At 70.0% G+C, this 26,645-nt stretch carries 25 protein-coding genes and 3 pseudogenes; 6 read left to right on the top strand and 22 right to left on the bottom strand.

The features are described from left to right. Positions 1-51: 51 nt before the first annotated feature. From ACRRRO_RS06470 to ACRRRO_RS06480, 3 genes are read right to left on the bottom strand one after another with little or no spacing between them, the layout of a single operon-like run. The gene (locus tag ACRRRO_RS06470; RefSeq protein ID WP_434081263.1) at positions 52-354 is read right to left on the bottom strand and encodes a hypothetical protein; all 303 of its coding nucleotides are present in this window, start codon (positions 352-354) and stop codon (positions 52-54) included. Continuing rightward, positions 351-995: an MFS transporter gene (locus ACRRRO_RS06475; RefSeq protein ID WP_434081264.1), complete on the bottom strand. Its 645-nt coding sequence runs from the start codon at positions 993-995 to the stop codon at positions 351-353. Before ACRRRO_RS06475 ends, ACRRRO_RS06470 begins: the two co-directional genes overlap by 4 nt. After that, on the bottom strand, positions 941-1,402 hold the full coding sequence (locus tag ACRRRO_RS06480) for an MFS transporter (RefSeq protein ID WP_434081265.1): 462 nt from the start codon (positions 1,400-1,402) through the stop codon (positions 941-943). The genes ACRRRO_RS06475 and ACRRRO_RS06480 overlap by 55 nt, the downstream gene beginning before the upstream one ends. 191 nt (positions 1,403-1,593) lie before the next feature. Between ACRRRO_RS06480 and ACRRRO_RS06485 the strand changes: the two genes are divergently transcribed. Then, the gene (locus tag ACRRRO_RS06485; protein WP_424795729.1) at positions 1,594-2,064 is read left to right on the top strand and encodes an OsmC family protein; all 471 of its coding nucleotides are present in this window, start codon (positions 1,594-1,596) and stop codon (positions 2,062-2,064) included. 33 nt (positions 2,065-2,097) lie between these two features. On the opposite strand, the gene ACRRRO_RS06490 is transcribed toward ACRRRO_RS06485, so the two are convergent. The 3 genes and pseudogenes from ACRRRO_RS06490 to ACRRRO_RS06500 form a co-directional block, all read right to left on the bottom strand. After that, positions 2,098-2,445 carry a nuclear transport factor 2 family protein gene (locus ACRRRO_RS06490; RefSeq protein WP_434081266.1) on the bottom strand — a complete coding sequence of 116 codons (348 nt, stop codon included), beginning with the start codon at positions 2,443-2,445 and terminating at the stop codon, positions 2,098-2,100. Positions 2,446-2,548: 103 nt separating this feature from the next. Next, positions 2,549-3,106, bottom strand: a pseudogene (locus ACRRRO_RS06495) (RNA polymerase subunit sigma-70); the annotation flags it as partial. A gap of 87 nt (positions 3,107-3,193) precedes the next feature. Continuing rightward, positions 3,194-3,643, bottom strand: a complete 450-nt coding sequence (locus ACRRRO_RS06500; protein WP_424795727.1) for a VOC family protein — start codon at positions 3,641-3,643, stop codon at positions 3,194-3,196. 277 nt (positions 3,644-3,920) lie between these two features. Here ACRRRO_RS06500 and ACRRRO_RS06505 point away from each other — a divergent pair, with 277 nt between their 5' ends. After that, entirely contained in the window at positions 3,921-5,480 is a 1,560-nt protein-coding gene (locus tag ACRRRO_RS06505; protein ID WP_434081267.1) for a phospholipid carrier-dependent glycosyltransferase, read from the top strand. Positions 5,481-5,544: 64 nt separating this feature from the next. Continuing rightward, entirely contained in the window at positions 5,545-7,164 is a 1,620-nt protein-coding gene (locus ACRRRO_RS06510; RefSeq protein ID WP_424795725.1) for a DUF2142 domain-containing protein, read from the top strand. Positions 7,165-7,174: 10 nt separating this feature from the next. Here ACRRRO_RS06510 and ACRRRO_RS06515 read toward each other — a convergent pair whose 3' ends face one another. The 7 genes and pseudogenes from ACRRRO_RS06515 to ACRRRO_RS06545 form a co-directional block, all read right to left on the bottom strand. Then, positions 7,175-8,395 (bottom strand): polysaccharide pyruvyl transferase family protein, encoded by a 1,221-nt coding sequence (locus ACRRRO_RS06515; RefSeq protein ID WP_424795724.1) that lies wholly within the window; start codon positions 8,393-8,395, stop codon positions 7,175-7,177. Between the two features lie 13 nt (positions 8,396-8,408). Continuing rightward, on the bottom strand, positions 8,409-9,362 hold the full coding sequence (locus ACRRRO_RS06520; RefSeq protein ID WP_424795723.1) for a lysylphosphatidylglycerol synthase domain-containing protein: 954 nt from the start codon (positions 9,360-9,362) through the stop codon (positions 8,409-8,411). Between the two features lie 6 nt (positions 9,363-9,368). Further along, a complete protein-coding gene (locus ACRRRO_RS06525) occupies positions 9,369-9,509 on the bottom strand; it encodes a hypothetical protein (protein WP_434081268.1) in 141 nt (46 codons plus the stop codon). A 277-nt stretch (positions 9,510-9,786) separates the two neighbouring features. Then, positions 9,787-10,464 (bottom strand): annotated as a pseudogene (locus tag ACRRRO_RS06530) (nitroreductase family protein); the annotation flags it as partial. Continuing rightward, positions 10,461-11,474: a glycosyltransferase family 2 protein gene (locus ACRRRO_RS06535; RefSeq protein WP_434081269.1), complete on the bottom strand. Its 1,014-nt coding sequence runs from the start codon at positions 11,472-11,474 to the stop codon at positions 10,461-10,463. The pseudogene ACRRRO_RS06530 and the gene ACRRRO_RS06535, both read right to left, overlap by 4 nt. A gap of 179 nt (positions 11,475-11,653) precedes the next feature. Then, entirely contained in the window at positions 11,654-12,442 is a 789-nt protein-coding gene (locus ACRRRO_RS06540) for an aldo/keto reductase (RefSeq protein WP_424795720.1), read from the bottom strand. Positions 12,443-12,556: 114 nt separating this feature from the next. After that, on the bottom strand, positions 12,557-13,234 hold the full coding sequence (locus ACRRRO_RS06545) for a DUF998 domain-containing protein (protein WP_424795719.1): 678 nt from the start codon (positions 13,232-13,234) through the stop codon (positions 12,557-12,559). Positions 13,235-13,279: 45 nt separating this feature from the next. Between ACRRRO_RS06545 and ACRRRO_RS06550 the strand changes: the two genes are divergently transcribed. After that, entirely contained in the window at positions 13,280-13,897 is a 618-nt protein-coding gene (locus ACRRRO_RS06550; RefSeq protein WP_424787088.1) for a TetR/AcrR family transcriptional regulator, read from the top strand. Positions 13,898-13,944: 47 nt separating this feature from the next. On the opposite strand, the gene ACRRRO_RS06555 is transcribed toward ACRRRO_RS06550, so the two are convergent. Beyond that, entirely contained in the window at positions 13,945-14,820 is an 876-nt protein-coding gene (locus tag ACRRRO_RS06555) for an AraC family transcriptional regulator (protein ID WP_424795718.1), read from the bottom strand. Between the two features lie 28 nt (positions 14,821-14,848). Here ACRRRO_RS06555 and ACRRRO_RS06560 point away from each other — a divergent pair, with 28 nt between their 5' ends. Next, the gene (locus ACRRRO_RS06560) at positions 14,849-15,322 is read left to right on the top strand and encodes a VOC family protein (protein ID WP_424795717.1); all 474 of its coding nucleotides are present in this window, start codon (positions 14,849-14,851) and stop codon (positions 15,320-15,322) included. On the opposite strand, the gene ACRRRO_RS06565 is transcribed toward ACRRRO_RS06560, so the two are convergent. The 5 genes and pseudogenes from ACRRRO_RS06565 to ACRRRO_RS06585 form a co-directional block, all read right to left on the bottom strand. Continuing rightward, positions 15,246-16,004, bottom strand: coding sequence for a Wadjet anti-phage system protein JetD domain-containing protein (locus ACRRRO_RS06565; RefSeq protein ID WP_434081270.1), 759 nt, complete (start codon positions 16,002-16,004; stop codon positions 15,246-15,248). The two genes, ACRRRO_RS06560 and ACRRRO_RS06565, sit on opposite strands and share 77 nt — an antisense overlap. Positions 16,005-16,032: 28 nt before the next feature. Beyond that, positions 16,033-16,542, bottom strand: a pseudogene (locus tag ACRRRO_RS06570) (DUF3322 domain-containing protein); the annotation flags it as partial. Positions 16,543-16,597: 55 nt separating this feature from the next. Beyond that, entirely contained in the window at positions 16,598-20,050 is a 3,453-nt protein-coding gene (locus ACRRRO_RS06575) for an ATP-binding protein (RefSeq protein WP_434081271.1), read from the bottom strand. Next, positions 20,050-20,766 carry a DUF4194 domain-containing protein gene (locus ACRRRO_RS06580; protein WP_424795714.1) on the bottom strand — a complete coding sequence of 239 codons (717 nt, stop codon included), beginning with the start codon at positions 20,764-20,766 and terminating at the stop codon, positions 20,050-20,052. The genes ACRRRO_RS06575 and ACRRRO_RS06580 overlap by 1 nt, the downstream gene beginning before the upstream one ends. Before the next feature lie 91 nt (positions 20,767-20,857). Beyond that, entirely contained in the window at positions 20,858-22,309 is a 1,452-nt protein-coding gene (locus tag ACRRRO_RS06585; protein ID WP_424795713.1) for a DUF3375 domain-containing protein, read from the bottom strand. Positions 22,310-22,512: 203 nt separating this feature from the next. Here ACRRRO_RS06585 and ACRRRO_RS06590 point away from each other — a divergent pair, with 203 nt between their 5' ends. Continuing rightward, positions 22,513-22,911 carry a nucleotidyltransferase domain-containing protein gene (locus ACRRRO_RS06590; protein WP_434081272.1) on the top strand — a complete coding sequence of 133 codons (399 nt, stop codon included), beginning with the start codon at positions 22,513-22,515 and terminating at the stop codon, positions 22,909-22,911. Between the two features lie 308 nt (positions 22,912-23,219). On the opposite strand, the gene ACRRRO_RS06595 is transcribed toward ACRRRO_RS06590, so the two are convergent. The 3 genes from ACRRRO_RS06595 to ACRRRO_RS06605 all read right to left on the bottom strand — a co-directional run bounded on the left by ACRRRO_RS06595 (position 23,220) and on the right by ACRRRO_RS06605 (position 26,269). Then, positions 23,220-23,507, bottom strand: coding sequence for an STAS/SEC14 domain-containing protein (locus ACRRRO_RS06595; RefSeq protein WP_434081560.1), 288 nt, complete (start codon positions 23,505-23,507; stop codon positions 23,220-23,222). A gap of 207 nt (positions 23,508-23,714) precedes the next feature. Continuing rightward, on the bottom strand, positions 23,715-24,125 hold the full coding sequence (locus ACRRRO_RS06600; RefSeq protein ID WP_434081273.1) for a hypothetical protein: 411 nt from the start codon (positions 24,123-24,125) through the stop codon (positions 23,715-23,717). 14 nt (positions 24,126-24,139) lie between these two features. Further along, the gene (locus ACRRRO_RS06605) at positions 24,140-26,269 is read right to left on the bottom strand and encodes a hypothetical protein (RefSeq protein WP_434081274.1); all 2,130 of its coding nucleotides are present in this window, start codon (positions 26,267-26,269) and stop codon (positions 24,140-24,142) included. Between the last annotated feature and the right edge of the window lie 376 nt (positions 26,270-26,645).

Raw genomic sequence — 26,645 nt, forward strand, 5'->3', positions numbered from 1 at the left:
CACCTGCTGCGCCATGGGACCTCCTGCGCTCTTGCTGGACTGGGAAACAGCCTACTCCGTGCGGTCCTCACCCTGGCTGGGTGGCACTTCGCTGCCCTCGGGCGGCACCGTGCGGTCCTCGCCCGGGCTGGGCGGCACCTCGCCGGCAGCGCCCTGGCTGGTTGGCACCTCGTGGCTGATCCGGAACCGGCGCAGCGGGCCGTTGACGGCGGCGAGGATCGCGATGCCGGCCACCACGGCCAGCCCCCCGGAGGCGGTGGCGAAGGCGGCGCCGGTGAACCCGGCCACCAGGCCACCGCGGAAGTTGCCCAGTTCGGGTCCGGCCACCCCGATCACGTGCTCGACGGAGGTCACCCGTCCGCGGTGGCTGTCCGGGGTGGCCAGTTGCACGGCGGCGCCGCGGGAGACCACCGAGATGGTGTCGGCGGCACCGGCCACCACCAGGGCGGCCAGCGCCAGCCACAACGGACCGACCAGCCCGAATACGGCGATTGCCGCGCCCCAGACACACCCGCCGCCCACAACTGCACCACGCCGGGCCGGTCGGAGCGGGTGAAGGTGCCCGAGACCAGGCCCGCCAGGACGCCGCCGGCCCCGATGGCGGTGAGGAACAGCCCCAGGGTCTCGGGGTCACCCCCGAAGCGTTCCTCGTTGATCATCGGGAACAGCGCGATCGGCATCGCGAGCAACGTGGCCACCAGGTCGGTGGCGTAGAGCCCTCGGAGTACCGGCCTGCGTGCGATGAAACGCATCCCGTCCACGACGGCGTGCACGCCGCGTCCGCTGCCGCCACCGGTAGGCGGCATCGCCGGCAGGCGCATGACCGCGTACAGGGCGACCAGATAGGCCACCGCCAGCACAAGGTAGGGCGGGGCCAGGCCCCATTGCCCCAGGATCACCCCGGCCGCGGCCGGGCCGATGAGTGCGGCGAACTGGAAACTCAGGTGCTGCAGCGCGATTCCCGCGGCGACCAGGTCGCGCGCCAACAGGCGCACCGGGAAGTCCGCATCGCAGGGGCGCCCAGAGCGCCGGCGCCGGCCTGGACAGCCACCAGCAGCAACAGCACCGGCAGGGAGTCCAGGTCCGCGAGCGCCTGCCCGGCCAGGCCCAGCGCGGTGAGCATCTGGACCACCATCGCCGTCCGCACCAGGTTGCGCCGGTCCACAGCATCGGCCAGCACCCCGCCGAACAGGCCGAACACCACCTGCGGGACCGCCCGGGTCAGACCGACCACGCCGGTCCAGATCGGGCTCTCGGTCATCACCCACACCTGGTAGAGCACCGCGACGAGGGTCATGTTGCCCGCCACCGCGGACAACGAGGTCCCGAGCCACAACCGCCGGAAGGGTGCGCTCACCCGCAGGGGGCGAAGATTGACCAGGCGATGTAGCACGCGCGCCACCGTAGCCGCTCACCCTGGTGGCTGCGCCAAGCCTTTCTCCCGGCAACACCGTTCCCCCGGGCCCGATCTCACTCGGTGGACATCCCCGGCGCACCCGAGTCCTTCGTCCGAGGGCTGCGTAACCTCCCTGAGGGCACGGCCGATCCCCGGCTGTGGCCCGCGCCCCGAATTGTCTACCGAACAGAGCCATCATGACCGCCACCGCCACCCGAGCCACCGAGCCCGAGATCGCCAGCATCGGCGTCGCCGGCAGTTGGCAGGCCGGCACCCACACCCGGGTGGACGCCCGCGGCTTCACCCTCGACGTGGACGAGCCTCCCGCGCTGGGCGGGGCCGACGTCGGGGCGAACCCGATCGAGTACGTCCTCACCGGGCTGTCGGGGTGCCTGAGCGTGGTGGTGCAGGTGGTGGCCGCCGAACTGGGCATCACCGTCAGCGGCATCGATTCCACCGCCAACGGAGACCTGGACCTTCGCGGCTTCCGGGGGACCGCCGAGGTGTCCCCGCACTTCCAGAGCGTGGACGTGCAGGTGCACCTGACCACCACCGCCACCGCCGATGAGGTGGCCGAGCTGCGCCGTCAGGTCACCGCCCGCTGCCCGGTGCTGAACCTGATCACCGACGCCGGCGTTGACGTGCGCGAGACCTGGCACGTCAACTGACTCCCTGAACCCAGAGCGCCCGTTCCGGGGTGGTTACGCCTCCAGCACGTTCGGCAGGCCGAACCTGCCGAACAACTCCGGGGTGAAGTGCACGGTCACGTGCGCCACGCCGGCATCGGTGATGCTGAGTTGCTGCAGCTGGAAGGCGCGGAGCGCGCCGTCGGCGGAGCGTATGTACTGCGCCAGCACGGGCTGACCGTTGGCCGATGTCGGCACCATCCGGATGTCTCCGGCACGCTCGGCCGGGCACCAGGTGCCGATCAACGTGCCGACCTGCTGGGCGCCGGAGTACCAGCCCGGGAACGGGGGCATCTCCCACACCACGTCCGCGGCGAGCAGGTCCACGATCGCGGGAATGTCGTAGGCCTCGAAGGCCGCCATGTAAGCCTCCAGCAGCGCCCGGCGGCGCTCGCCGTCGGGCAGCTGCGGAGCCTCGTCGGGGGTCGAGCCGGGCCAGTTTCGCCCGGGCTCGCTGCAGGGTGGAGTTCACCCCGGCCACCGTCATGTCCAGCGCCTCGGCCACCTCCCGGGCGTGCCACGCCAGCACCTCCCGCAACAGCAGCACCGCGCGCTGGCGGGCGTTGAGGTGTTGCAGCGCGGCCACGAACGCCAGCCGGACGCTGTCTGCGCTGATAGCCCGGGTGGCGGGGTCATCGTGACCGGAGCCCCAGAGCACCTCATCGGGCATCGGCTCCACCCACGAGACACCGGTCGGCGGATGCGGTTCGTCCGCGGCATCGGCCGCCGGAGCCCCCAGACCGGTGGGCAGGGGGCGGCGGGGCCGCCCCTTCAGATGGGTCAAGCAGGCGTTGGTGGCGATCCGGAACATCCAGGTGCGCAGCGAGGAGCGGTTCTCGAAGCCGTGGTAGGACCGCCAGGCACGCAGGTAGGTCTCCTGGACCAGGTCCTCGGCGTCATGCACCGATCCGGTCATCCGGTAACAGTGCGCCAGGATCTCCCGGCGCATCGGCTCCAGCAGGGCGGCGACGTCAGGGGCACCCGGCCCGGCCTCACGGGTGCCGGCGCCAACGGCGGAGGGCATGACAGCACCGTAGAACTGCAGGCGGGGCGCTGTCACCCCCCGCCGGCGACGGCGGAAGCCGGCGGTGACCACTGGCGGAGAGGGGTGTCACGGGCTGACGCAGAACTCGTTGCCCTCCGGGTCGGTCATCACGTGCCAGGAGTGCAGGCCCTGGCTGTTGGTCTCGAGGTAGCGCGCTCCCCGCGCCACCAAGTCATCGCGGATGCTGTCGATGTCCCCGCCCGAGGTGATGACGTCCACGTGCCAGCGCAGTTTGCCGACCTTGGGCTCGGGAACCTCCTGGAACACGATCCGCTGCCGGTCCAGTTGACCGGCTTCGGCTTCGGGGCAGATCGCGGCCGCCCCGCGCCAGACCCGTTCGCCGCGGAACATCTGCGTGTCGGCGTCGGTGGCGAAGCCTTGGTCGATCATCGACTGCACGAAGTCGGGATCGGTGGGCTCGACCTGCCACCCCACCAGGGTCTGCGCCCACCAGTGGGCCTGGGCGTGGGCGTCGCGGCAGTCGACGTTGATCTGGATTCGGTAGGGGCCGGGCATCGGTGCCTCCTTATTCGATTGCGTCGGCGCGGCAGTCCCGGTTCGGGACACCGGCTCAAGGGGCCACCATTGTGGCGGCCACCTCTGACACCGGCCCGCCCCGGGGTCTGGCGATCCTCGATATCCTGGTTCGGTCTTGCCCTGCCCTCCCCCACCAGTGCGGCGCCACAGTCTCGGAGGATGCGTGTCCAGGCCCCACCCCGCGGCCGGAGCCACCGAGCTGCCCGGCCACCGCGACCATGGCCCCACCGCGAGCCCGACCGGCGACCAGGAGCGCGTGAGCCGCACCGGGATCCTGCGCCGCACGATCCTTGCCATCACCGCCCTGTGGGTCGCGGTGATGCTGGTGTGGTCGGTGCTGCTGCCGACCTACCGCTCACCCGATGAGGTCGGGCACGTCTCCAACAGCTACGCCCTGCTGGAGAACGGGGAGTGGCCGGGATACCAGGAACTGGAACTCCTCACCTGGGTGGTGCAGGCCCGCCCACCCGAGCACGCCGGCTACCAGGCACTGACCACCGACACCACCGACCTGGCACCCTCCTTCGCTGACCTGCGCGAGCAGAACCTCGGCAGCCCCTGGTCCGGGGAGATCAGCACCACCGGGCAGCACCCACCGGGCTACCACGCACTCCTCGCCGGCGCCCTCGCGGTACTCCCGGCCGATGTTCCCGCCCACGTCACCGTCTGGTGGCTGCGGCTGGGCAACGTCGCCCTGCTCGCACCACTGCCCTTGCTGCTCGCCCTCGGTGCCCGCCGGCTGCGCGCACCCCCGGCGGCGGTGGTCGCAGCCGCTGCCTTCCCCCTGCTCATCCCCCAACTCGGCACGCTCGGGGCCGCGGTCAGCAACGACAACCTCATGATCCTCATCCTCACCGCCACCGCGGCCACGATCCTGGCCGTGCACGCCGCGACCGGTGACATGCGGCGCCGTATCGCGGTCGGTGCCGGGGTGGTGCTCGCCGCCGCGCTGTTCACCAAGGCCTTCGCGCTCCTGCTGGTGCCGCTGATCGGCCTGGCCTATCTCCTCGGTGGATGGCGAGCGGGCGCCCTCACCCAAGCGGTCCGACGGCTCGGCCTCATCGCCGCCCTCGCCGCCACCACCGGGTGGTGGTGGGTCGCCAACCTGTTCCGGTACGGGACCGTGCAGCCCGCCGGTCACTACCCCCCGCGACCCGAAGGCCCGCTCGACCCGCTCCAGACGCTGCCGGACTTCCTCCTCGAGATCGCGATCCGGGTGCCGGGTCGCTTCTTCTCCTCCCTGGCCATCCAGATCGGACAGCAGCCACCCCCGTTTCCCTACTGGATGACCACGGGCCTGTTCGCGCTGCTGCTCCTGCTCGCCGTCGTCGTGCTCGTCCGCACCGCCTCCTTCGGGATGCGGCGCGCCGACACCGCCTTACTGCTGCTGCCGTTCGCGGCATCCTTCGCCGCGATGATCTCCGGGGTCTGGCCGCTGCACCTGCAGACCGGCCTGATGGTGGGACTGCAGGGGCGGTACCTGTACACCGGGCTCGCCGGGCTGGTGCTCGTGGTGGTGCTCGGCGTCGCCGCGATGCTGCCGCGCAGGGCGCGCTGGGCGGTTCCCGGGGTGATCCTCGCCGGCGGCGGGCTGTACACGCTGCTGAGCATGCGCAAGGTCGCCGGTTTCCACTGGGCCGAACGTGACTCCGCGCTCGGGGACGCGATGGAGGCGCTGCAGGCCTGGGCCCCTGCCCCCGATGCGGTGCTGTGGCTCATCGCACTCGCCGCGGCTGGGGCTGCGGTGTGGGTCGTCGCCTCGACGGTGACGACGGCGCGCCGCGACCTCGCTGCCGCCGCCCCGGTCAGGGCGTAACAGGTTCGTATGGGTGCCCGGCCTCACGTGGCGGACGACGACGGCGAGGGGAGAGTGCGACGTCGTGCACCCTGACGTGGCGCCCGGGCAGGCGCCCCGGCGTGCTCGCAGCCGGATGCCCCGCGCGGTGGTGGTGCTCACCGCGGTCTGGGTGGCGTCCCTGCTGCTGTGGTCGGTGCTGCTGCCCACCTTCCGCTCCGCCGATGAGAGCTGGCACGTCTCGGCCGCCTACTACCAGCTCGAGACCGGGGACTGGCCCGGCTTCCAGCAGATGCCCGAGTTGTGGTGGGTGATCGAGGCCACCCCGCCCGGTCACGGCGACTATGAGCCGCTGCCGGCCCAGGGCCCGCCCGGGGCCGACGCCTCGTTCACCGAGCGGCGCGATGAGACCGTGGCCACCTCAGAGCCTGCGACCAACCGGGCCGGGCAGCACCCGCCGCTGTACTACGCATTGCTCGGGATGGTGATCGAGGTGGCGCCGTCACAGGTGCCGGCCGCCCAGACCGTCTGGACGCTGCGCCTGGTCAGCGTGGCGCTGCTCGGCCCGCTGCCCCTGCTGCTGGCCCACGGGGCGCGGCGCCTGGGCGGCAACCGGCCGGTGACGATCATCGCCGCGGCGCTACCGCTGACGGTGCCGCAACTCGGCGCCCTGGGCGGGGCGGTGAACAACGACAACCTCCTCATCGCCGCGGCCGCCGCCACCACCGTGCTGGTCACCCACACCCTCTCCGGGGATCTGCGCTACCGGATCGCGGCGCTGACCGGGCTGGCGCTCGCGGTCGCGCTGCTGTCCAAGGCGTTCGCGCTGGTGCTGGTGCCGTTCGTGGTGCTCGCCTATCTGGTCGCCGGCCGGCGGTTCGGGCGGTTCGGCGCTGCCCTGCGCGGGCTCGCCCTGGCCGGTGCGGTGGCCGCGCTCGGCGGGTGGTGGTGGGTGGTCAACCTGCTGCGGTACGGCACCGTGCAGCCGGCCGGGCACTCCCGGCCGCGCCCCGACGGTCCCCTTGGCATCGCCGAAGCGCTGCCCGGGTATGCCGCCGAGGCGGCAACGCTGATCCCGATGAGGTTCTGGGCGACCCTGTCGATCAAACGCGGTGACCTGCCGCCCCCGTTTCCCTACGCCTTGACCATCACCTTGTTCGTGGTCCTCGTCGCGGCACTGGTGGCCATCCCGTTGCTCGCCCGCCGGTTCCCGGGCCTGCGCGCTCTGGACGCGGTGGTGCTGGTGGTGCCGTTCTTCGCCTCCCTGGCGTTGGTGCTCGCGGGCACCTTCGGGCTTTACCGGGAGACGGGCCTGGCGGCGGGGCTGCAGGGCCGCTACCTGTATGTGGGCCTGGCGGGGGCGTTCGTCGTGCTGGCCCTGGCTGCGGGGTGGCTGCCCCGTCGTTATCAGCGGTTCGTGCCGATCCTGGTCACCCTGGGTGCCCTGGTGTTCCTGGCGGTGAGCATGCGCAAGGTGCTCGGCTTCCACTGGGCCACTCGGGACTCCACGATGGCCGACGGCGTCGCGGCCCTGCGGGCGTGGAGTCCGGTGCCGGATGTGGTGCTGGCGCTGATCGCGCTGGTGGGGGTGGTCGCGGCGCTCTGGGCGCTCATCGAGGTGTGGCCGGGGCGACTGCGCGAGGCCTCGGGCGCACCCGAGGCGACCTCCGCCGTCGAGCACCACACGACGGACGGCGACCAGTAGCAGCCACCGGTCACCCCCGGGCGACCTCCTCGATCACCGCGATCTGCTCCACGGCCTTGGCCCGCACCCCGGGCAGCGCCCCCGCGATCTCCGCCGCGACCTGCTCGCGCCGCTGCAGCAAGTCGGCGAGCATCTCCCGGAACCGCGCCTCAGTGGCGTCGGCATGGGCGACGGCCAGGCCGGCCTGGCCGAACATCTCCAGCACCTCGCGGTACTTGTGGCTCCACCCGATCACCAAGGTGGGCACGCCCATCGCCAACGCCGAGACCATCGCGTGGAACCGGGAGGCGACGAACACCTCGCAGAGCGAGATCAGATACCGCAACGCCTGCGAACTCAACTCGGCGTCGACGAACAGCACCTTCTCCGGCTCGGCGACGCGGCCATGGATCGCCCGGCACAGCGGCAGGTCGTTGTTGTGCGTCTTGGTGGTCTGCGCCCGGGCGCTGTGCGCGACCAGGAACACCGGCCGGCCCAGATCCTGCGTGATGTGGTCGATCTGGGCGACCACCTCACCGATGTAGTCCTGCCCGCGCGCGGCGGCGCCGGTGTGCAGCACCGCGCTCGGGGAGAGGCCGACGACGTCGCCACCGTCGAAGAAGGCCGTGTCGACGTGCCGGCGTGCCTGGGCGATGTCGTCCTGGCCTACGTCGAGCGCGAACGCCAGGTCCGCGCCTTCATGGACGTTGCGAAGCCCGGCGTCGAGGAGATGCTGGTGGGTCACCGCCCCGCGGGAGATGATCGCCGCCACCCGCGGGAGCATGGCCCGGGCGGCCAGGCGGTTCAGCGGCTCGGCGAAGGGCCCCATCGCCTGCGCCACCTTGACCACCGGGGTGCCCAGGAACAGCGCCGGCAGGATGCTCGCCACGTTGTAGATCAGGTACTTGCCGCGCCCGTCCACGAACGTGATGCCGCCTTCGTCCAGGAGCACGTCGGCTCCGGCCAGCACCCCGATCTCCGGCACCGCCCGCTCGATCAGCCGTCGCAACGGGGGCAGCAGCCGGTGCGCCAGCGCGGCACCGTTCAGCAGCACCCCCAGGCGCACCGGGCTCGCGTCCAGCACGCGCACGTTCCGGTAGGGGTTCAACCGGGCATCGGAGGTGGGGTACATGCTCAGCAGCGCGAACCGGGCGCGAGGGTCGGCGGCGGTCAAGTGCTGCACCGAACTCTCCAGCATCGCCGCCGCGCCCTTGTTGCCCGAGAACGCCGAGCCGATGATCGCGATCTTCATAGTCTGGCCACTTTCATGTCGTGGGGGCCGTCCTGGTCGCGGTGAACCGGAGCGCGCCGTAGATCGCTGCGACCAGGGCGTCCCCGAGGGTGGCGAGCAGCCGCGCCGCCAGGGCGAGCACGATGGCCTGTTCCACCGGCAGGTAGGCCACGGCGAGCAGCACGAACACCGACTCGCGCACTCCGATCCCGCTCGGCACGAACACGGCGAGGATACCGGCGGCACCGGCGAAGATGTAGGCGCTGGCCAGCGGGATATAGGCCGAGGCGGGCACCTCGAACATCGAGATCGCGATCAGCACCAGCCCGGCGCCGTTGACGATCCGGGGGATCAGGTACATCAACTGGTACTTCAGGGCTGACGGCGAGGTGAGGAAGTGCTCGTCGGGCACCTGCCGCTTGAGTACCCGGCGCGCGACCTGGTTGGTGCCCCAGCGCAGCACCGGCCGGCTGGTCAGCACCAGCAGCGGGAGCACCGAGGCGGCGGTGAGCAGCACGATGCCGCCGTCGCCGCCGGCCAGGTCCAGGGCGCCCAGCAACAGCAGGATCAGGCCGGTGGGCACGATCGAGCCGATGATCAGGAACGCGTTCTCGTAGAAGAAGGACAGCGTGGCCAGGGACTTCGGCACGCCCCGCGAGTGCGCCCAGGTCAGTTTGTTCACCACCGAGCCCACCTGGCCGGGAATGTACTTCAGCAGCCAGGACAGGCAGTGCACCCGGATCGCCTCGGCCACGCGGACGGTGATGCCGCCCAGGTGGGCGATCATCCGGCCCCACAGCACCCCGGAGAGCACCACGGCCAGCGCGAACAACGCCAGCGCGCCGGCGACCCACGCATCGGGGCGCAGGTCGAGGCTGCCCAGGGCGTCGGCGTTGGCGATCAGGGCGCGGGTGAACAGCGCGGCCACCACGGTCACGATCGCCACGGTGAGGATCCACCGCAGCGCCCGGCGCCGCCCGGGCGTCACCGGCCCTCACCGCGCAACGTTGAAACGGCGAAGCACGTCGAGGGACTTCTTCGGTGAGGAGGCGACCAGCGCGTCGCGATCGGCGTACCCGACGGCGATCAGGCAGATGACACGTTCGTGGGGGGCTAGGCCCAGGGTCTTCGCCATGCTTCATCTCCAGCGGCTCGAAGTCGGGCCAGTTGATCACCGATGAGCTCAGGCCCAGGGTCTCCAGGGCGTACAGGAACCCCATCGTGGCCAGTGCACTGTCGATGTAGATGGCGTGCCGGTCCCGCGGGGAGAAGTAGTTGTCCAGGTTGCCCTTGACCACGATCACCGTGGGGATCTGGTGGTGGTACCCGGCCGTGCCGAACGGGATCGAGGCGACCTTGCGCACCATCTCGGGCTCGTCGAACACCAGGAACTCATACGGGAGCCGGTTGCACGCCGTCGGGGACTCCCGGCCCACCAGCAGGGCCTTGTCGATCAGGTCCCGCGGCACCGGGCGCTGCTGGAACCACCGGATCGAGCGGCGCTGCTTGGCCAGGGCGAGGAGCTGGTCATAGGTGATGTCGCTGGGTTTGATGTCGCGCTGCGGATAGGGGCGCATCGGCACCCCGTTCGTCTCGCCGTCGGGCACTGGGATCGCCGCGAACTGCGACCGGGCCCGATCCACCCCCGGGTCCCCGTCCGGGACGATCTCGAAGTACTCGGTGAGGACCTCGCGCGCCCAGAGCAGTTCGTCGCGCTCGATCGAACGGTCGCCGGCCTGCCCGGCGGCGGCGACGCGGTAGTAGTCCACGGTCTCGGCGATGTAGTCCCGGGCGAACACCGGGCGGCGGGGCTGCATCGACATCCCCTTCTCCAGGCGGTGGATATTGCGCCGCAGTTCCACGTGGGTGGGCCGGGAGGTGCTCAGCGCCCGGTAGTAGGCGCGCCGCCCGGACAGCACCGCGTACTGCTCCCGGTTGAAGGTGAGCAGCCCGGGCACCGAGTAAGCCGTCGCGGGCAGCCGGTGGGAGCCGAACAGGTTGAGCGTGGCCCGGGTTCCGCCCTCGTAGACCTTGCGCACCGCCGGGACGGCGAGCAGGTTCTTGGCCACGCGCTTGAGTGTGGTGATCATCGCGCTCCCCTGAGCCTGTGCGGCACGGCCGGCGACGACGCAGCCCGTTTCGCGCTCGCCCCACCCCGGTCTGTGCTGCCCTGCTCTACGCTGCCCGCACTTTCGTCGTCGTGCTTGTGCGTAGGCGGGTACTGCATGACCTTGAGGCGCTCCAGGGTCTCCTCCAGCAGCACCCGGTTGGTGCGCTGCAGGTCGGCAATCACCAGCAGCGCGAAGGAGAGCAGCCCCCCGATGAGCATCGCGGTCCCGAAGATCAGTGACTGTACGTGTCCGGCGCCGTTTCCCTGCAGCCAGAACACGGCGAACCGCACGAACGGTATCGCCGCGAGGATCAGCAGCAGCGTGCCCAGGGCGCCCAGGATGTAGTGCGGTTTGTGCATCAGGTAGGAGCGCACGATCGCCGAGCCCGAGCGAGCCATGTGCTGGCCGATGTGGCTGAACAGGCGTGATTCGCGGGCTTTCGGATTGGTCTGGACCGGCATCGAGGCGATCCGCAGCCGCTTGTTCCCGGCCTGGATGATGGTCTCCATGCAGTAGGAGAAGGTGGTGACCACGTTCAGGCGCAGCAAGGCGACTTTGGAGTAGGCCCGGAAGCCGCTGGCCGCATCGGGCAGGTCGGTGCCTGCGGCCTTGTTCACCACCGCGGAGCCGACCCGTTGCATGAGTTTCTTGAAGGGCGAGAAGTGCGGGGTGGTGGCGGTCTGGCGGTCGGCGATGACGATGTCGGCGCTGCCGTTGACGAGCGGTTGCACCAGGTCGGCGATGCGTTCCTGCGGGTACTGGTTGTCGCCGTCGGTGTTCACCACGATGTCCGCGCCGTGAGCCAGGGCGTAGTCGACACCGTCGCGGAACGAACGCGCCAGGCCCATGGTGCCCACGTGGCTGACCACGTGCTTGACCCCGTGGGCGCGCGCCACTTCGACGGTCCGGTCGGTGGAGCCGTCATCGATGATGAGGATCTCGATGGACTCGATTCCCGGGATCCGGGTGGGGATGGATGCCAGCACCATGGGCAGCGTCTGCTCTTCATTCAGACACGGCACTTGACGAATAGTTTCATCTGTCTCTCACTGACTGGGCGGCTCGTGCCCCGTGTTCCCGCGCGACTACGGCCCCTCCCACCATAACCGGTGCGGTTGCCGAGCCCACGGCCGCCCGTCCAGCCACGCCCGGGACCGCCTGCAGACGCTCAGCCCGCCAGGGCGTCGATGCGGGCCACCTCGTCGGCGGTCAGGGAGAAACCGAGAATGTCGGCGTTGGCGCGGATCCGCTTGGGCGTGACCGACTTGGGGATCACCACGATGTCGTGGTGCAGGTGCCAGCGCAGCACCACCTGGGCGGGGGTGACATCGTGGGCATCGGCGATGGCGCCCAGGGTCTGGTCCTCCAGGTTGCTGCTGCGGAACGGGCTGTACCCCTCCACGACGACGCCGCGCTCGGCGGACTCGGCCAGGAACACCGGGTCGTGCACCGACGGCGCCCACCGCACCTGGTTCACCGCCGGGGCGACTCCGGTGGCCTCGATCAGCTCATCGACCTCTTCGATGCTGTAGTTGCTCACGCCCACAGCCCGGGCGAGCCCCTCCTCGCGGGCGGCGAGCAGTTGCTCCCAGATGCCGGGGCCACCCTCCTCAGGTGGTGAATGGATCAGGTAGAGGTCCACGCTCGGTACGTTCAGGACGGCCAGACTGTCATCCAACGCCTCGCGGGCCCGGGCGGCGTCGGCGGGCAACAGCTTCGTGGTGATGAAGACGTCCTCGCGGGGCAGCCCCGAGTCCACCAGCGCCTGGCCGACCTCAGCCTCGTTGCGGTACATCGCGGCGGTGTCCAGGTGCCGGTACCCCGCACCCAGGGCGGTGGCCACGGCGCGGCGGCACTGCTCGCCACTGATCTGCCACGTCCCGAAACCCAGCATCGGCATCTTCACGCCGTCCGGGAGGTGGGCGGCCGGCTCGTGCAGTGGGTTCGACGATCGCATGTTCTCGACGCTAACGCCGTTGCCGCCGGTCCGCACCCGCCGGAAGACGGTCGGCGGGTACCACTGGTAGGCCTCGGAGTTTGGGTACGGCTCGGGTACCGGCCGGCCGGCTTCTTACGCGACAACTCCGGTGTCCGGGTGCGGTACCCAGCGGTAGATCCGCGCGCACGCCAGGGCGAGCCAGAGCCAGCCGGCGGTCACGGCCAGCCACAGCAGCGCCACCCCGGCCGGGGTGGTGGCCAGCGCCGCCCCGCCGACGAACCCGGCCACGATCAGCACCGCGAGGCCGATCGCCGGCCACCGGGGTCCGGGGACCGAGTCCGCGCGCATCCAGGCCGCATACGCCAGCGCCGCCGCGGCCAGGGCGAGGAACCCCAGAGCCCCGAACACCAGGTGCAGGATCCCCCCGGTGGAAGCGGTGGCCTCTGCGGCGTCCGGCGGGAACCCGGCCATCGGGTCCGGCCGGAAGATCGCGCTCAGGATGAGGCCGGCACCGTAGACGGCCACCAGTGCGGAGATCGCGAGCCCGCGCCCGCTGCGGATCGCCCGGAAGATGCCGTAGGCGGCCGCGAGCACCATCAGCCCGCTCAGCACCAGGTTGGCCCGCTGCATCCACCCGCCCTCACCCAGGGTGAGCAGCGAGAGTGCGTGGGCGCTCAGGTCGAAGCCGGGGCGGGTCAGCGCCAGCACCAGGCCGACGATGAGGTAGAACGGCCCGGCCACCACGCCCCAGCCGAGCAGGCTGCGGGTGATCGCGGCGTCGCGGTTCAGTGTGGGTGCGGTATCGGCCATCGTCTCACCTCTTATACTGATGAGTGTAAAAGATGGGAGCCGAACATGGAAGACCCCCGGGTGCTGCGCTCACGAGCCCGCATCATCGACGCGGCCCGGCACTGCTTCGCCGAGCAGGGCTACCGGGACACCAGCGTCGCTGACGTCGCCGCCCGGGCCGGCATCACCAAGCGCACCATCTACAACCTGTACGAGGACAAGGAAGCCCTGTTCCGCACCGCACTCGAGGCCTCGATCGCGATCGCCGAGACCTTCATCGCCGATCTGGTGACCGAGATCGAGAACGTGGCCGAGGCGACCCCGGACCTGCCGCACCTGGCGGTGCGCCTGGCCCAGGACGTGCTGATCGGGCAGGTGACCGACCTGCGCCGGCTGGTGGCCACCGAGTCCGCGGAGTTCCCCGACCTGGCCCAGCAGTACCGCACCAGAGCCCCCGAGGCGGTCCTCACCGCCCTCGCGGCCGCCTTCGCTGAACTCACCGAGCGCGGCCAGTTGGCCGCCGAGGACCCGGACCTGGCCGCCGAGCACTTCGCGTTCCTGGTGATGGGCGCGGACCTGGACCGCCGGATGCTGGGCGCCCCGCCGATGTCACGGGCCCGGGTGCGGCGCAAGGCCCTGGCCGGGGCGCAGACCTTCCTGCGCGCCTACGGCACCCAGTCATAGATGGCCACCGCCGCCGCGGTCCGGGCCTCGGCCAGATGGGTCAGTCGCTAGCGCTGCGCCGCCCGGTAACGCGACGGTGGCACCCCGATCACCTGAGTGAAGGCGCGGGTGAAGTGGGCGTGGTCGGCGAACCCCAGGGAGGCCGCGAGCGCCGAGAGGTCCTCGCCCGCACCGGCGTCCAGGGCGGCCACGGCGTCCTGCAGCCGGTGGCGGCGCAGCACCCAGAGCGGGGAGGCGCCCACGTACCGGGTGAACAACCGTTGCAGGGTGCGCACCGAGACGTGCACGTGCTCGGCGATCGTTGCCAGCGTCACGTGCTCGCGCTCGCGCATCAACTCCACCGCCGCCCGCACCACCGCATACCCCGAATCGGCGCGCACCTGCTCGGCCCGGTGCGCCCAGTAGGTGCTCAGGAAGGTGACGGCGATGTCGCGGCGAGCCTCATCGTCGTCGGCTTCCAGGACCTGCTCGGTGAACCCGGTGACGGCGGGCCCGAAGACCTCCTCGGCGACGACGACGGCGTCGGTCAAATCCCGTACGTCCCGGTCCAGCAGGGCGGCCAGGCCGCCGGGGTGGAAGGCGATGCCGGCCACCCGCCCGGCCACGGGCAGGTCGACGGTGAAGACCTTGGTGACCAGGCCGTGCACGAGCGCGGCCGGGACGGTGCGGTGGTGCAGAATTCCGCCCTCGGCGGCCTCGACGGTCAGGTGGGTGACCGGGTGGGACAGCACCTGCTGGCGGAAGGGCGCGGGTTCCTCGTGGCGCCAGGTGACCCACCAGTAGTAGGCCACCACCTGATCCAGGGGCGCGGGCACGCTCAGGCGACCGGTGTCGAACACCCGGGCGCCGGCCTCCGGCCACAGCACCGCGCCCTGGCGGCCGGCGTTGGCGGCAGGAGGTTGTCGCGGATCTTCAAGCCCCACATGCGTCACTGTAGGGAGGCTGGAGCCCATGAGCACGCACTATCTGCCCGACGGCTTCACCACCCTCAGCCCACTGATCGTGGTCGCCCCGGCGAGCGCCGCGATCGACTTCTACGCGGCCGTGTTCGGCGCCGAGGTCGCGACCCGGATGGACGGCCCGGACGGGTCGGTCTGGCACTGTGAACTGACCATGGGCCACGGCCGGATGACCGTGATGGACCCGAACGAGTCGTTCCACACCGTGGCCAACAACCCCGCGGATGACGACGTCAGTTTCAGCCTGGCGATCTACGTTCCCGACGTCGATGCGGTGCTGCAGGCGGCCCGCGAGCGCGGGGCGCGGGTGCGGGAGGAAGCGGCCGACTTCGAGGTGACCGGGGACCGGTTCGCCTCCATCCAGGACCCGTTCGGGGTGCGTTGGACGATCATGACCCGGGTGCAGAAGCGCACCGATGCCCAGATCCAGGAGGGGCTGGACGCCTGGGCGGCGTCGATGGAATGAGGTCCAGTGCGCCACGCAGATGGGTCACGGCGCCGGTCAGGTCGAGGCGTTCCTGCTCCAGGCGAACATCGCCCTCGGCACGCAACATCGCCAGCGTCGATGCCTCGGCCTCGGTCAACCTGGTCAGTTCGGCACGGGTGGGTTTGGGATCGGGAACCCACAGGTCCCGGTGGCGCTGCAGGGTGCCGGTGTCCATCAGCACTGAAATCACCTGCGGGCAGTGGGCACGGAACCGATCCAGGATCGCGAAGCCATGGCTGTCCAGATCGCCCCAGTACCACAGCCGGGCCCGGCGCAGCCAACCGATAGCCGGCAGCCGGTCCACCGCGTGCCCGCTGCCGAGCACGACGACGACGCCCGGGAAGTGCGGCAACGCCACCAGGGTCTCCAGGTTCTCCACCACCAGCACGCCCGAGGGCTCCACCTGGAGGCCATCGAGTTGACTCGCTGGTGCGCTCAGGTCAAGCAGCCCGGGAGCAGGCGCGAGTGCCGGATCGAGAAAGCGTGCCCGGACCAGGTCGGGCATACCTGCCAGCCCCAGGTCCGCGCGGGCGGTGACGGCCCGGTGCAGCCCGCTGACCAGACCTCGGTGGTTCTTGGTCCACTTGGTGTCCACCCCGCGAATCGGCAACTGGCGGATGTACATCCGGGAGTCCGGGTGGTCCACCAGCCAGGTCAGCACCGCCCGAAGGCGTACGTACGTAATCTTCCTCGGGCAGCGCGGTCAGGGCGGTAGCGTGGCCACGGACAGCCCGGCGCAGCGTCTCGCCCCCGTCGCCGGTGCGCCCTGCCCACTCCCCCAGCAGGTCGGACACCCGGGCGGAGATGGTGCGCCAGTGCCCGCTGCGCCCGGCGATCGCGGCCACCTGCGCAGCATCGGTCAGGTGCAGGCGCACCGGCACCTCCTGTGTGCCCAGGCTCGCCCAGCGTCGTCTTTGCCACACCACTCCGGGCAGGTCGGCCGCCCGCCAGGACGCCACCCAGGCGGCGGCCGCAGCCGGATCGCCCAACGCAACCAGTTCAGTGGGCGGATGCAGCGGCAGGCTGAGTAGCGGTTCTGGCTCTGCCGACGCCTGCCGCACGGAGTCCGGCCGTGCTGAGCCCTGCTGTGCCACCTCGTGCTGCGCCGCCCCTGCCGTGGCGGCGGCAAGCGCCCAGGTGATGTGCTGGCGGTCGTAGCGCACCCGGGCCCGCTCCCGCGCGTTCGAAAGGGTGATCACGTGCGCCGCTTCCGCGGCACCGGCGGCGACGGAATCCCCGATGATGCCTCCGCTGTCATGTGGGCATCTCCAGCGGTAACGTGCCGTAGTCGTACTCGTCGTCCTGCTCAGGTCGCGCCGGCCGGCCGTTACCGGCTGACCGGTCGTGCTCCCCGGCGGGTGCGCTGTTCTCCTCGGGTCCTTCGCCGCGGTCGTACGGCGCACCTGCCAGCGCGGCCACGTCGTCGAAGCCCACCACACCCACGGTGGACTGCTTGCGGTCCGTGCACGTGGCCAGGCCGATTCCGCCGACGTACTCCTCCAGGGTCTGGAGCAACTTCAGCGGGGTGGCCAGGATCATGTGGAAACCGAACTCACGGAAGATGTCCATCGCCATGGAGGTGAAGGCGGTGTCGGCCTTGTCGAAGGCCTCATCGAGGACGACGGTGCCGAACCGTGGCAGGTCCTGCCCTTCGTCGGCGAGTTGGTAGCGCAGCGCGGCCGCCAGGCAGAACACCACCAGTTTCTGCTTCTGCCCACCCGATAAGCCCGAACCGGAGTCGTGCACGGCCAGCACCCGAGCCTCTTCGTCGATCTCCCGGGCGATGAAGCGCACGTGCTTGCGGGTGTCCAGGCACAGGTCCTGCCAGGTGCGGTCGGCATGCTCGGAGGAGGCCAGGCGACCCATGATGCGTGACATCACCTCGAAAGCGGCCTCGGCGTCGGCGCGGTCGCGCGCGCCCCAGGAACCGGTGGTGATGGTCTTGAGGTCGGCGAGGAACTCCTTGGCCGCGGCCGAGCGGTTGTCGGTGACCTTGATGTCCAGGAACCGGTCCACGTCGAACGGCGAACGGCGCAGCGAGGCGTTCACCGGAGCGATCCGGTCCCGGATCTCCTGCGGTGCCCGGCGGATCTGGTTGGCCAGTTGCACCACGTTGCGCTGGGACTGCTGCTCCAGCAGGTCGAAGAACCGATCCTCGAACTCCGGCAGCCGATCGGCCTGTAACCGGTGCAGTATCTGCAGGTAGCCGCCGCGGTCTGCCACATCGCCGGTCAAGTCGGCAGCCAGTGCCGGCCAGCGCCCGCGAAAGTCCCGGGCGATTGCCGTGATGGCACCCTCCGCCCGACGTGCGGCGCCCACAGCCGCATCACGCTCCTCCACGAGTTCGGCGCTGACGGTGGTGGCAACCCGGTCGATGGTGTCGTACGTGACCGTGCGGCGGGTGCGGGCCGCGTGGAAGCGATGTTCGAGTTCCTCCTGATGTGCCACCGGGACCGCGCCAGGGGTTGGCTCGATCTCGGCAAGGACCTTCTGCACCGCCTCCAATTCGGCCTTCACGTGGGCGAGGGCGTCGCGCTGGACCTGCTCGGCCTGCTCGGCCTGCCGCACGGACTCCTTGGCGCGCTCAGCCTCCAATTCTGCGGCGTGGAGGTCGGTGTTGCCGGCACGCAGTTCCTCCAGCCTGGCACTGCTGCGCGCCAGCGCGTCCTCGGCGCCGGGCACATCCATGGCCGACCACTCGCGGCGTTCCAGACGCTCCAGCACCCAAGCGCGGGCCTGGACGACCTGCTGCTCCTTCGCCAGCCGCCCGAGGCGACCGTTGATCTGATCGAGTTCGGTGTGGACCTGGCGCAATCCCTCCAGGAACAGTTCGACCTTGGCGGCGTTGTCGAAACCCAGCACCCACCGGGAGCGGTCATCGATTCGGGACCGGTCATCCTTCTCATACCTGGTGCGGCCGCGCTTGACCTGCCCGGCGCGAGTGACCGCCCGGTCATGCTCATGCAGTTCACCGGCGGAGTCGACGCAGGCGTAATCGTAACTTCTGCTCAGGGTGGCATGCAGCCAGGGCGCCATCGGGCCCTCGGCCACCTCCACCCGGTGGACCAGTGACAACTCGGTACGCACCGGCCGCGGGCTCTCGGTTTGCGCCGGCACACTCTCCAACGACAGCCGTGTACCCAGGTGGTGGGCGTCGACCGCGGCCGTGTCGCGCTCGCGGTGAGTCGCCGGTACCAGCAGCACCGTGGCCAACGGCCGCAGCACCCGCTCGATCGCTCCGGTCCACTCGGCGTGCTCACCGCGCACCTGCAGCAACTCACCGGCGAAGGGCAGGAACGACGGCGACAGGCCCGTCGCCCGGCACAGCAGGTCCCGGGCGGCCAGCAGCCGGGCGTCCAGGTTGGACCGCACCCCGCGCAGCGCTTTCAGTTCGGTGTCGATGGCACGCTTCCGCCCGCGCAGGGTCGCGGCCTCGTCGTGGAGTTTCTCGGCCTGCTCCCGCCTGACCGCCTCGGCCTCTTTTGCGCGGTCGGCCTCCCGCCGCGCGGTGGACTGCAGTTCGGTGAACTCATCGAAACTGGTGGGCATGGCCACGCCGACCTGGGCCAGGTCACCGGCGAGTTGGTCGCGGGCGGTGCGGGCCGCAGCCAGGCGCAGTTCGTCGCCTTCAACCTTGAGTCGTTGCATCTCCAGGGCGCTACCCCCGCGCTCGGCCACCACCTGACGCGCCAGGTCCAGGTCGGACCGGGCCTCGGCGGTGGCGGCGGTGGCAGCCTGCAGGTCGTGTTCGGCGCTACGCATCCGGGACCGGGCCTGGGTGCGGGCCTCCTCGGCCAGGGCGTGCTTCCAGGTGTCCCGGAACGGCGCCAGAGCGGTGCGCAACCCCTCGGCCTGCTGAGCGGCTGCGACACGCTGGTCGTGGTCGGCCACGTACTCGGTCAGCGGGGTGAGCACCTCGACCTGGGTACGGGCCTCCACTACGTGGGCGTGCGCCTGGGACAGATCGGCGAACTGCTCCACCGCCGTATTGGCCAGCGCCCGGGTGGGCGGTTCATCGAGCATGAACGTGCGGAACAGGTCGTCGAGATTGTCCAGACTCTTGGCGCCCTGGGTCTTGTGCAACAGCACCAGGGCGTTCTCCCCAGCGATGCCCAGCTGCCGGCAGAAGCGGGCGGAGAACACCGAGTGCCGGTTGGTGACCAGCGCCTGTGGCCAGGTGCTCTTGATCCGCCGCACTTCCAGACCGCCCCGCACGTACGGCTCGAAGTCCGGCAGATCCACCGGTTCCTGGCTCAGCACGTGCAACTCGGTGGCCTCCGCCGGGGTGTTCGCACCCCGGCGGAGGTGGTACAACTTCACCAACGTGACGCTGTTGCCGGTTCCGTCGCTGTAACGCAGCAGGATCCCGCTCCAGGTGGCCCCGCGCCGCAGGTAGTCACTGACTACCTCACCGCTCTCCTCATCGGCGTGGCGGCGCCAGGCGCCCCGGATGTAACTGAGGGTGGTGCGATCGGCGCGGCGGGTGGCCCCGTCTGCCGCGGCGGCATTGAAACGCAACTTGCCGCGCGGGACCAGCACTGCGGCGATCGCGTCCACCAAGGAGGATTTGCCCGAACCGGAATGCCCGGTCAGCAGATACCCCTTCCGCGGGATACCGATGCGGTGGTGGCCATGGAATGTGCCCCAGTTGACCACCTCGAGCCGTTCCAGTCGCCACTGACCGGTGTGGGTGAGGGTCGCGGACATCAGGTGAGTTCCTCCTGTGGCGAGTCTTCCGGTTCCGTTGGTGCGTCGTCGTCCCCCTCCTGCCGGGGCCGGGTTCGCTGCGGACCCGTGCCCGCGGCCGGGGATGCGTCGTCATCCCTTGTGGCAAGCCGGTCGAACTCGGCCTGGACCGCGGCGACCTCCTCAGCCCCGAAGACCAGGCGCAGCACCGGTGAGATCTCGAAGCGGCCCTCGGTGCTGGTGCGGGCGAGGATCCCGTAATCGACCAGTTTGCGACGCGAGGAATTGATCCGTTTGGCGAACATCGCCGGGTCGGCGTCGTCGCGGCCGCGGTACACCTGGAGTTGGTCGGCGATCTCATCGGAACCGACGATGACGCGCTCGCCGCTGCCGGCTTGCAGGAGTTGTTGACGCAGGTGCAGCAGCATGGCCGTGTCCAGAAAGGTCATCGGGGCCGAGCGGACCACACGGGGGGCATCGACCTCCTCCGGTTCAGCGTTGCGCACGAACGCGATCTCGGCCTCGGTGTCGATGATCAGGTCGAGGAACGCGTCGGCCAACCGGGAGCGGATCGGGTACTCATCGCCCAGCAGCGCTGTCCACAGTTGCGGGTGGCGGCGCGCCGAGAGGTAGGGCCCGCGGAGCAGTTGCACCAGGGTGCGCCTGGAGACCTCGCGCAGGGTGCCGGTGTCCCCGTCCCACAGAGGGCTGGGGGCCGCGGCGGAGTCGGTGTCCATCACGCCTGCCAGGGTAAGCCTCGGGTGTGACAGGCGGCCGCGGCCCACCGCCCTCCGGTGCAAGCCTGCCGTCGTGTGCGCTCGGTCGGCTTCACGCCACCGCCGTAGTGAACAGGTACACCGGCACGGTTCCGGTGCGTTCCACACCGGTGGACGAGGTCCACCTCACCAATTCGACCCCGCCCAGGTCGGTGCCGTGCTGCTCGGCGAGGACGAGGAGTCCGACGACCGAGGCCACCCCTTGCGTAGCAGGCCGGGCGGTGAGAACCTCGCCGATGGTGGACGGGCCGGCTTCGGCCAGCACCGCCGCGACATTCCCGGTGAGTTCCTTCATGTCGATCTCCGAGGCCCGAGCCAGTTCGCGCAGCGCGGCCACGTCCACCGGCTCGGCCTCGACGGTGGTGATGTCCTCGGTGACCTCCGAATCGGCCGGGTTGTGCAGACGCAACTCCCCCACCGAACCCATCGGGACCGAGGTCAGGTCCAGGTCCACACCGACGCGGTGGAAGGGACGGACGTGGTCGCTCAGATCCATCGCGGTGCGCAGAGTCCGGCGCAGCAGCCGGTGGATACGCCGGTCCTCGACCAACTCCTGGCTTTGTACGAACCGGCGCAGACTGCGGGAGAACGCAGTCATCACCTGGTGGATCTCCCCGCTGGCATCCTGCAGGCTCGGCAGCATCCTGCGCAGGCGCCGGGCTTGCCGGGGCGGGATCTCCTCGGCGAAGGGGCGCTCAAGCAGGTCGGTCAGGTGAACTTCCAGTTCGGCGCTGCGTTCGGGGTCGAGGATGAGGGAGTAGAAGCCGGTGAAGGTGCGGCCGGCCTCGGAAGCGGCCAGATGATCCACGCCGCGGAAGATGTCCTCCAGTACCGCACCGCGGGAGGACTCCTGTTCGATGAGTCGCTCGCGCAGTGAACGGTTGAGTTGTTCCATCTCGGTACGTACTCGGGCGAAGTCCGCCGGCAGTTCCTCGGTGAGGGCGAGGATGTCGCGGGCCCGTTCCAGGGCCCGGTCGGTCTCGAGCACCTCGAAGTCCCCGGCGCCGACGCGTTCAATCTGGGTCTCGAGGCGGTCGCGTTCCTCGCGCAAGGCCCGCAACCGGGAGGCGGCGTCCGGGTCGGTTTCCACGGCGAGTTCCCGCACCCGCTGCAAGATGGTGGTGAGCCGGGATTCGGTAACGGTCTGACGCCGATCAGTCAGCTGGGTGACGAAACGGATCGCTGTCAGGGCCCCTTCCGACAGTTCGAAGACCTCCTCGCGCGATGTCTCGGCCGCTCGGCGGATGAGGTAGCCGGACTCCCGCCAGGAGGCGCAGTACTGCTGGGCGGTCTGGGGAAGGTCGAAGCCGTGATCGCGCAGCACCGCCAGATCCTCATCGACCTTGCTGAACAAGACCGGGGCGGGCAGCCGCTTGTCCTCCCCCCCGAGGTGCTCGCCGAGGATCGCGATGGCCACTGCGGCGTGCTGGGCACGCAGCAGCGTCCACCCTGGATCGTCGGCGCTGAGGCGCTGGGCTGCCAGCGCCGTGCTGAGCGTGCTCACAGAAGCGACTGTACCGATTTCGGTCAGGCCTTCGGCGGGATTATCCCCGGTGCGCGGGGCGCTGTCCTAGCGGCCCTACTGCGCACCGGGACGCCCCTGACCGGGCGTGAGATTCATCGCCTCGTCAGGGACAACCATAGCCTCGGGGCAGTGCAGGAGGCGCTGAGGACGCTGACCGAACTCGGGTTGGTCGCTACCGAGCAGTGGGGCGAGCCGGCATCCACACGATCAATCAGGACCACGCCGCCGTTGGGCCGTTGCGCGCAATCCTCAGTCCGATCGGCATGCTTCGGGAAACCGTCGAGAGCCTGGTTGGTGACGCCGAGGTGTCAATGCTCCTCTTCGGTTCGGTCGCTCGCGATGAGGCTACGTCTCGTAGCGACGTCGATCTTGCGGTCATCGCACCACCAGGATGGGATCAGCGCGTGGCGCTCGAGGATGCCGTCCGCGCCCGCCTCGGAATCGACTGCGAGGTCCTGGTCTTCACCCCGAGCGAGTTCGCCGATCTCAGCGCATCTGGCGAACCCGTGGTGATTGACATCCTCAGGGATGGCATCCCTCTTGTCGGAACAATGCCGAGCGGCGTGCGAGGGAGCGTCTGATGGTCACCGCTGGGCAGCGCAATCACGCGAAGGATTGTCTGCGTAAAGCGCAGGAACATCTCGGCTCCGCAGAAGCCAACTTGGCCGCAGGTCGCCACACTCCTGCCGCTGGCGACGCAACCCCGCGCAGCCTCAGCGGAGAGCGCGCTGCGCGAATTGGTGTCGGCAAAGATTGACGTGGAGTATGGAACATCGCTCGTGACCGCCGAAGAGGCCAAGCCGCTCGTGCGCCGCGCCGGAACGCTAGTCGACCTTGCGGTCGCCATCATGCGAGCAGGCGAGTAGTCGCCCCGTATCTCCCCCGAACATCACCAGCTGCCGGCGGCCTCCTGCAGCCATGCCAGCGCCTGCTGGCGCTGACCGGGCTCGAACAGTTCCACGGTCACGCCCGGGATGAGCGCGCCTCCGGCCTTGGACAGCGCCCGGACCACCCCGCCGTCGGTGAGCACCGCCACCCGCTCGAACCTGGACAGATCTCCCAGGCGGGAGAGGGCGAGTTTCACGTCCTCCTTCACCCCGCTGGGGCTCAGGCCCTCCATCCGGCTCAGATCGGCGAGCATCCGTAGGCGCGGATGCTGGTCCAGCGCCGCGTGGATCTGGGGAGAGGTGCTCGTAGTCCTCCTCGGTGACTGTGCCCGAGGCTGTCACCTCGATCAGGCCCTCGGGCGTGGTGTGCATCTGCATCATGACGGCCTCCCGTCGTCTGGGGTGATCGTCACCCGCCCAGTGGTGGTCATGCCACTGTCGCCGAACACCGCGGGTGCTGCCAGTGGGGGCGCAGCGCCAACCGCCGAGCAGCGGGGTCAGTCGTCGACGATGAGGATGCCGTTGACGGTGAAGGTCGTGGTGCCGGAGGAGCCGGCGGTCGTGGGCTGCCACGTCTGGGAGCATTCGACGTCGATCACGGCGTGGTCCTCATCGTTCAGGTGGCCGGTGAGCGTGGTGCCGCGGTCCGGGGGGAAGTAGATGTCATGGCCCGCGGTCACGTGGTGGAACGGCCGGCCGGTGTGGCAGGTCAGCGGCCAGTGCTCGACCTCCGTGTGGGTGGTTGTCTCCCGTCTGGGGTGGTGGATGACGGTGGTGACGGTCACCGGTAGCCTCCCGTGCAACTGCATACCGCTGTCGTCGACCTCTGCGGTGAGGTAGCCGCCGTCCTCGGTCTCCCCCCACATCCCACCCAGGGTGGCCTGGCCCTCGAACCGCTGCTCGACCACATGGTCTTCGCACCCTAGGTAGGGAGAGCAGCGTTCGCTTCGGAACGACCCGTGCACCGACCACAACGACCCCGCGCCCGAGTACCGCGTGACGCCGTCGTCAAGGCTGGGCGGCCGCAGATCGTCCTCGTCGAACCCGGGTATGGGGGGTAGGGGGGGGGCGCGCCGCCGTCCTCGGTCTGTTCGAGGTGAACCTGGAGGGCACCGTTCCAGTGCACCTCCGCGTGGATGGTGACCGGTGTCGCGGTGGGTGGGTCGTCGTACTGACCCTCCATCTCCAGGAGCAGTTCCCCCGCGGGCGGGTCGCAGTGCAGATCGTGGATCCGCTCCACGGTGGCCTCACCCGACAGGGCCGCACCGGGGTCGGTGTGCGAGTTGGACACGATGAGCATGAGGATCCCGGCGACGCAGAACTCGCTGCCGTCCGGTGTGAGGCTGACCGTGCGCCGGCTGTATCTGCCACGCTCGTCGCGCACGATCGCTTCCATCTTGGGCGTGCCCTCGTCCTGAAGTTCGACGGTCACGCGCACCCCGGCCGTTTCCTCGCGCGAGCCCTCGGGGTAGACGATGTGGTACTCATACCCCAGTCCGGGGACGCCGGTGTGGTCGATGGTCAGGGCGTCGTCGCCGAGGTCGTGGTCGGGCATCGGGGGCAGCACGTCATCTGGGAAGTTGGGGTCCAGGTGCACGAACCGGGTACCGATGGGGTTGCCCGCCGGGTTGGCGTTGACCATCCGCATCACGAAATCGGGGAACCTGGTCTCGACCGGCACGTACGCGTTGATCGCAGCCAGCACGTCCTCGTGCGCGCCGCCGGTTCCCGACAAGTCCTGCCAGGTGTTGAAGATGGACTGGGCCCCGGCCGTCTGTTCCATGAACATCGCCCAGAGGGCGGTGGCGTAGGGCTTGTCCGGATGGGTCTCGGCAACCAGCGAGTCGTCCTCCCTCTGCATCCTGTGCAGGTGCCGCAGGTGCTCATCCCCGAAGTCTCCGGGCAGGTAGTACCGCTCCGCCCAGGTTGCGGTGCCCTCGATCAACCAGCGTTCATCGAGGTGGTCGTGGTGGGCGAACTGGAGCACGTGGAAGACCTCGTGCACCACCACACGGGCCAACTCCGAATCCGGACCGGTTCCGTGGTCCTCCAGGACGCCAGCGTCGATCAGGACGTAGCCGCTGGAGGCGGTACGCCCAGCCGGACGGGTCGGGATGGCCAAGCCCCCGGCGCCACTATCGATCCTGCTCACCTCGCCTCGGCGTTCCGGGCCGAGCCAGCCCGCATCGAGCAGGTAGATGTCGACCTTGTCATCGGAGTCCGGATGCGGATCATCAGCGGGCCTGTCCGGCTTCGGGGGGCCCATGCCCTCCGGAACGGGTTTGGTCATTTCCGGCACGGTGCCATCGACGATCCCGATGACGGCCTCCAACGCCTCCTCGGCTCCCACCGTGCCCGCACCGCGGTCGGCGCAGATCCACACCCGGATCGGGACCTGGTCGCTGGCCCGGGTCTCCCAGTCGCCCGGGCACTGCCGGCCGGCTGGGTCGTTGTTCTCGGGGGCGTTCACCTGGGTCCACGTCAGCGCAGCCTGCTGCCACCCCCGCGCCTCGGCGCCCTCGGCGCCGGCCTCAGCGTCTGAGTCCTCGCCGTCCTGGTTGTCGCCGTCGTTCTGGCTGTCGCCTGCCCCGTCCGGGCTGTGGCTGAACGCGCTCTGCGGGTCGGTGGGGCGCAGCAGATACGGTCCCACGGCCTCGGCTACCTCGGCAGGCAGGGTGTCCAACTCCCGGACCGCTTGGTTCAGCGCCGCGGAATCGTGGGAGGCGGACTCCCCGCGGTACTCCCGCGGCAGGCGCGGGTCGTTGAACTGACCCCACACCCGGTACATCAGGCCGGTGGGCTCATCCAGTTGCCCGGCCGCCACGGCGGCCTGAACCAGGGTGGTCGTGGTGGTGGTTGGCGGTTCGTCGTCCGGCGCGTTTGGGGAAGGCAGCAACCCGTCCTCGTCCTCGACGGGAGCCGCGGTGACCCCCTCATCCGGGGAAGCGTCCGGTGCCGGGGAGTCGTCCGGTGCCGGGGAGGTGCACCCGGCCGCCACCAGCGCCAGCAGTCCTGCCAGCAACGCCGCGTATCGAAGTCGCGCGAACCTCATGATCCCCTTCGGCCAGTTCGTCGAACCTGAACGCTACCGGCGGGCGGTGCTGCTCGGAGGCGGAACCGGGGGGTGAGTATGGGCGGGCTCAGCGCCGAGGCGGATGGATGCGGAACTGGACCGCCCCAACTATTCACTCGTTGCTTCTTGAACCGTTCCGCCCTGCTCGACAAGGAGCCTCTCCGAGATCGCGCCGCGAAGAACGCCTTCGAGTCTGCCTCTGACATTGGAACCGAGGCGGCGAGCCACACCGAAGATGCGGGCAGTTTCTCGCAACGCGTCCTCACGACTCATGCCGTGCGCACCCCTGACAGCATCAATCATCGCGTTGCGAAGTTCCGGGGCCCAAGAGGATCATCTCTCAGTTCAATATTCT

Origin of the sequence: Sanguibacter sp. Z1732 (assembly GCF_051020515.1) — a bacterium.
Lineage (GTDB): Bacteria > Actinomycetota > Actinomycetes > Actinomycetales > Beutenbergiaceae > CALKWS01.

Coding starts and splice junctions, on each gene's coding strand:
- ACRRRO_RS06500 (WP_424795727.1), bottom strand. CDS start 3,643: ATGCCCGGCCCCTACCGAATCCAGATCAACGTCGACTGCCGCGACGCC.
- ACRRRO_RS06575 (WP_434081271.1), bottom strand. CDS start 20,050: ATGTCCGCGACCCTCACCCACACCGGTCAGTGGCGACTGGAACGGCTC.
- ACRRRO_RS06540 (WP_424795720.1), bottom strand. CDS start 12,442: ATGCGATCGTCGAACCCACTGCACGAGCCGGCCGCCCACCTCCCGGAC.
- ACRRRO_RS06515 (WP_424795724.1), bottom strand. CDS start 8,395: ATGAAGATCGCGATCATCGGCTCGGCGTTCTCGGGCAACAAGGGCGCG.
- ACRRRO_RS06485 (WP_424795729.1), top strand. CDS start 1,594: ATGACCGCCACCGCCACCCGAGCCACCGAGCCCGAGATCGCCAGCATC.
- ACRRRO_RS06535 (WP_434081269.1), bottom strand. CDS start 11,474: ATGGTGCTGGCATCCATCCCCACCCGGATCCCGGGAATCGAGTCCATC.
- ACRRRO_RS06580 (WP_424795714.1), bottom strand. CDS start 20,766: ATGGACACCGACTCCGCCGCGGCCCCCAGCCCTCTGTGGGACGGGGAC.
- ACRRRO_RS06605 (WP_434081274.1), bottom strand. CDS start 26,269: ATGAGGTTCGCGCGACTTCGATACGCGGCGTTGCTGGCAGGACTGCTG.
- ACRRRO_RS06490 (WP_434081266.1), bottom strand. CDS start 2,445: ATGGCGGCCTTCGAGGCCTACGACATTCCCGCGATCGTGGACCTGCTC.
- ACRRRO_RS06525 (WP_434081268.1), bottom strand. CDS start 9,509: ATGGCGAAGACCCTGGGCCTAGCCCCCCACGAACGTGTCATCTGCCTG.
- ACRRRO_RS06560 (WP_424795717.1), top strand. CDS start 14,849: ATGAGCACGCACTATCTGCCCGACGGCTTCACCACCCTCAGCCCACTG.
- ACRRRO_RS06550 (WP_424787088.1), top strand. CDS start 13,280: ATGGAAGACCCCCGGGTGCTGCGCTCACGAGCCCGCATCATCGACGCG.
- ACRRRO_RS06545 (WP_424795719.1), bottom strand. CDS start 13,234: ATGGCCGATACCGCACCCACACTGAACCGCGACGCCGCGATCACCCGC.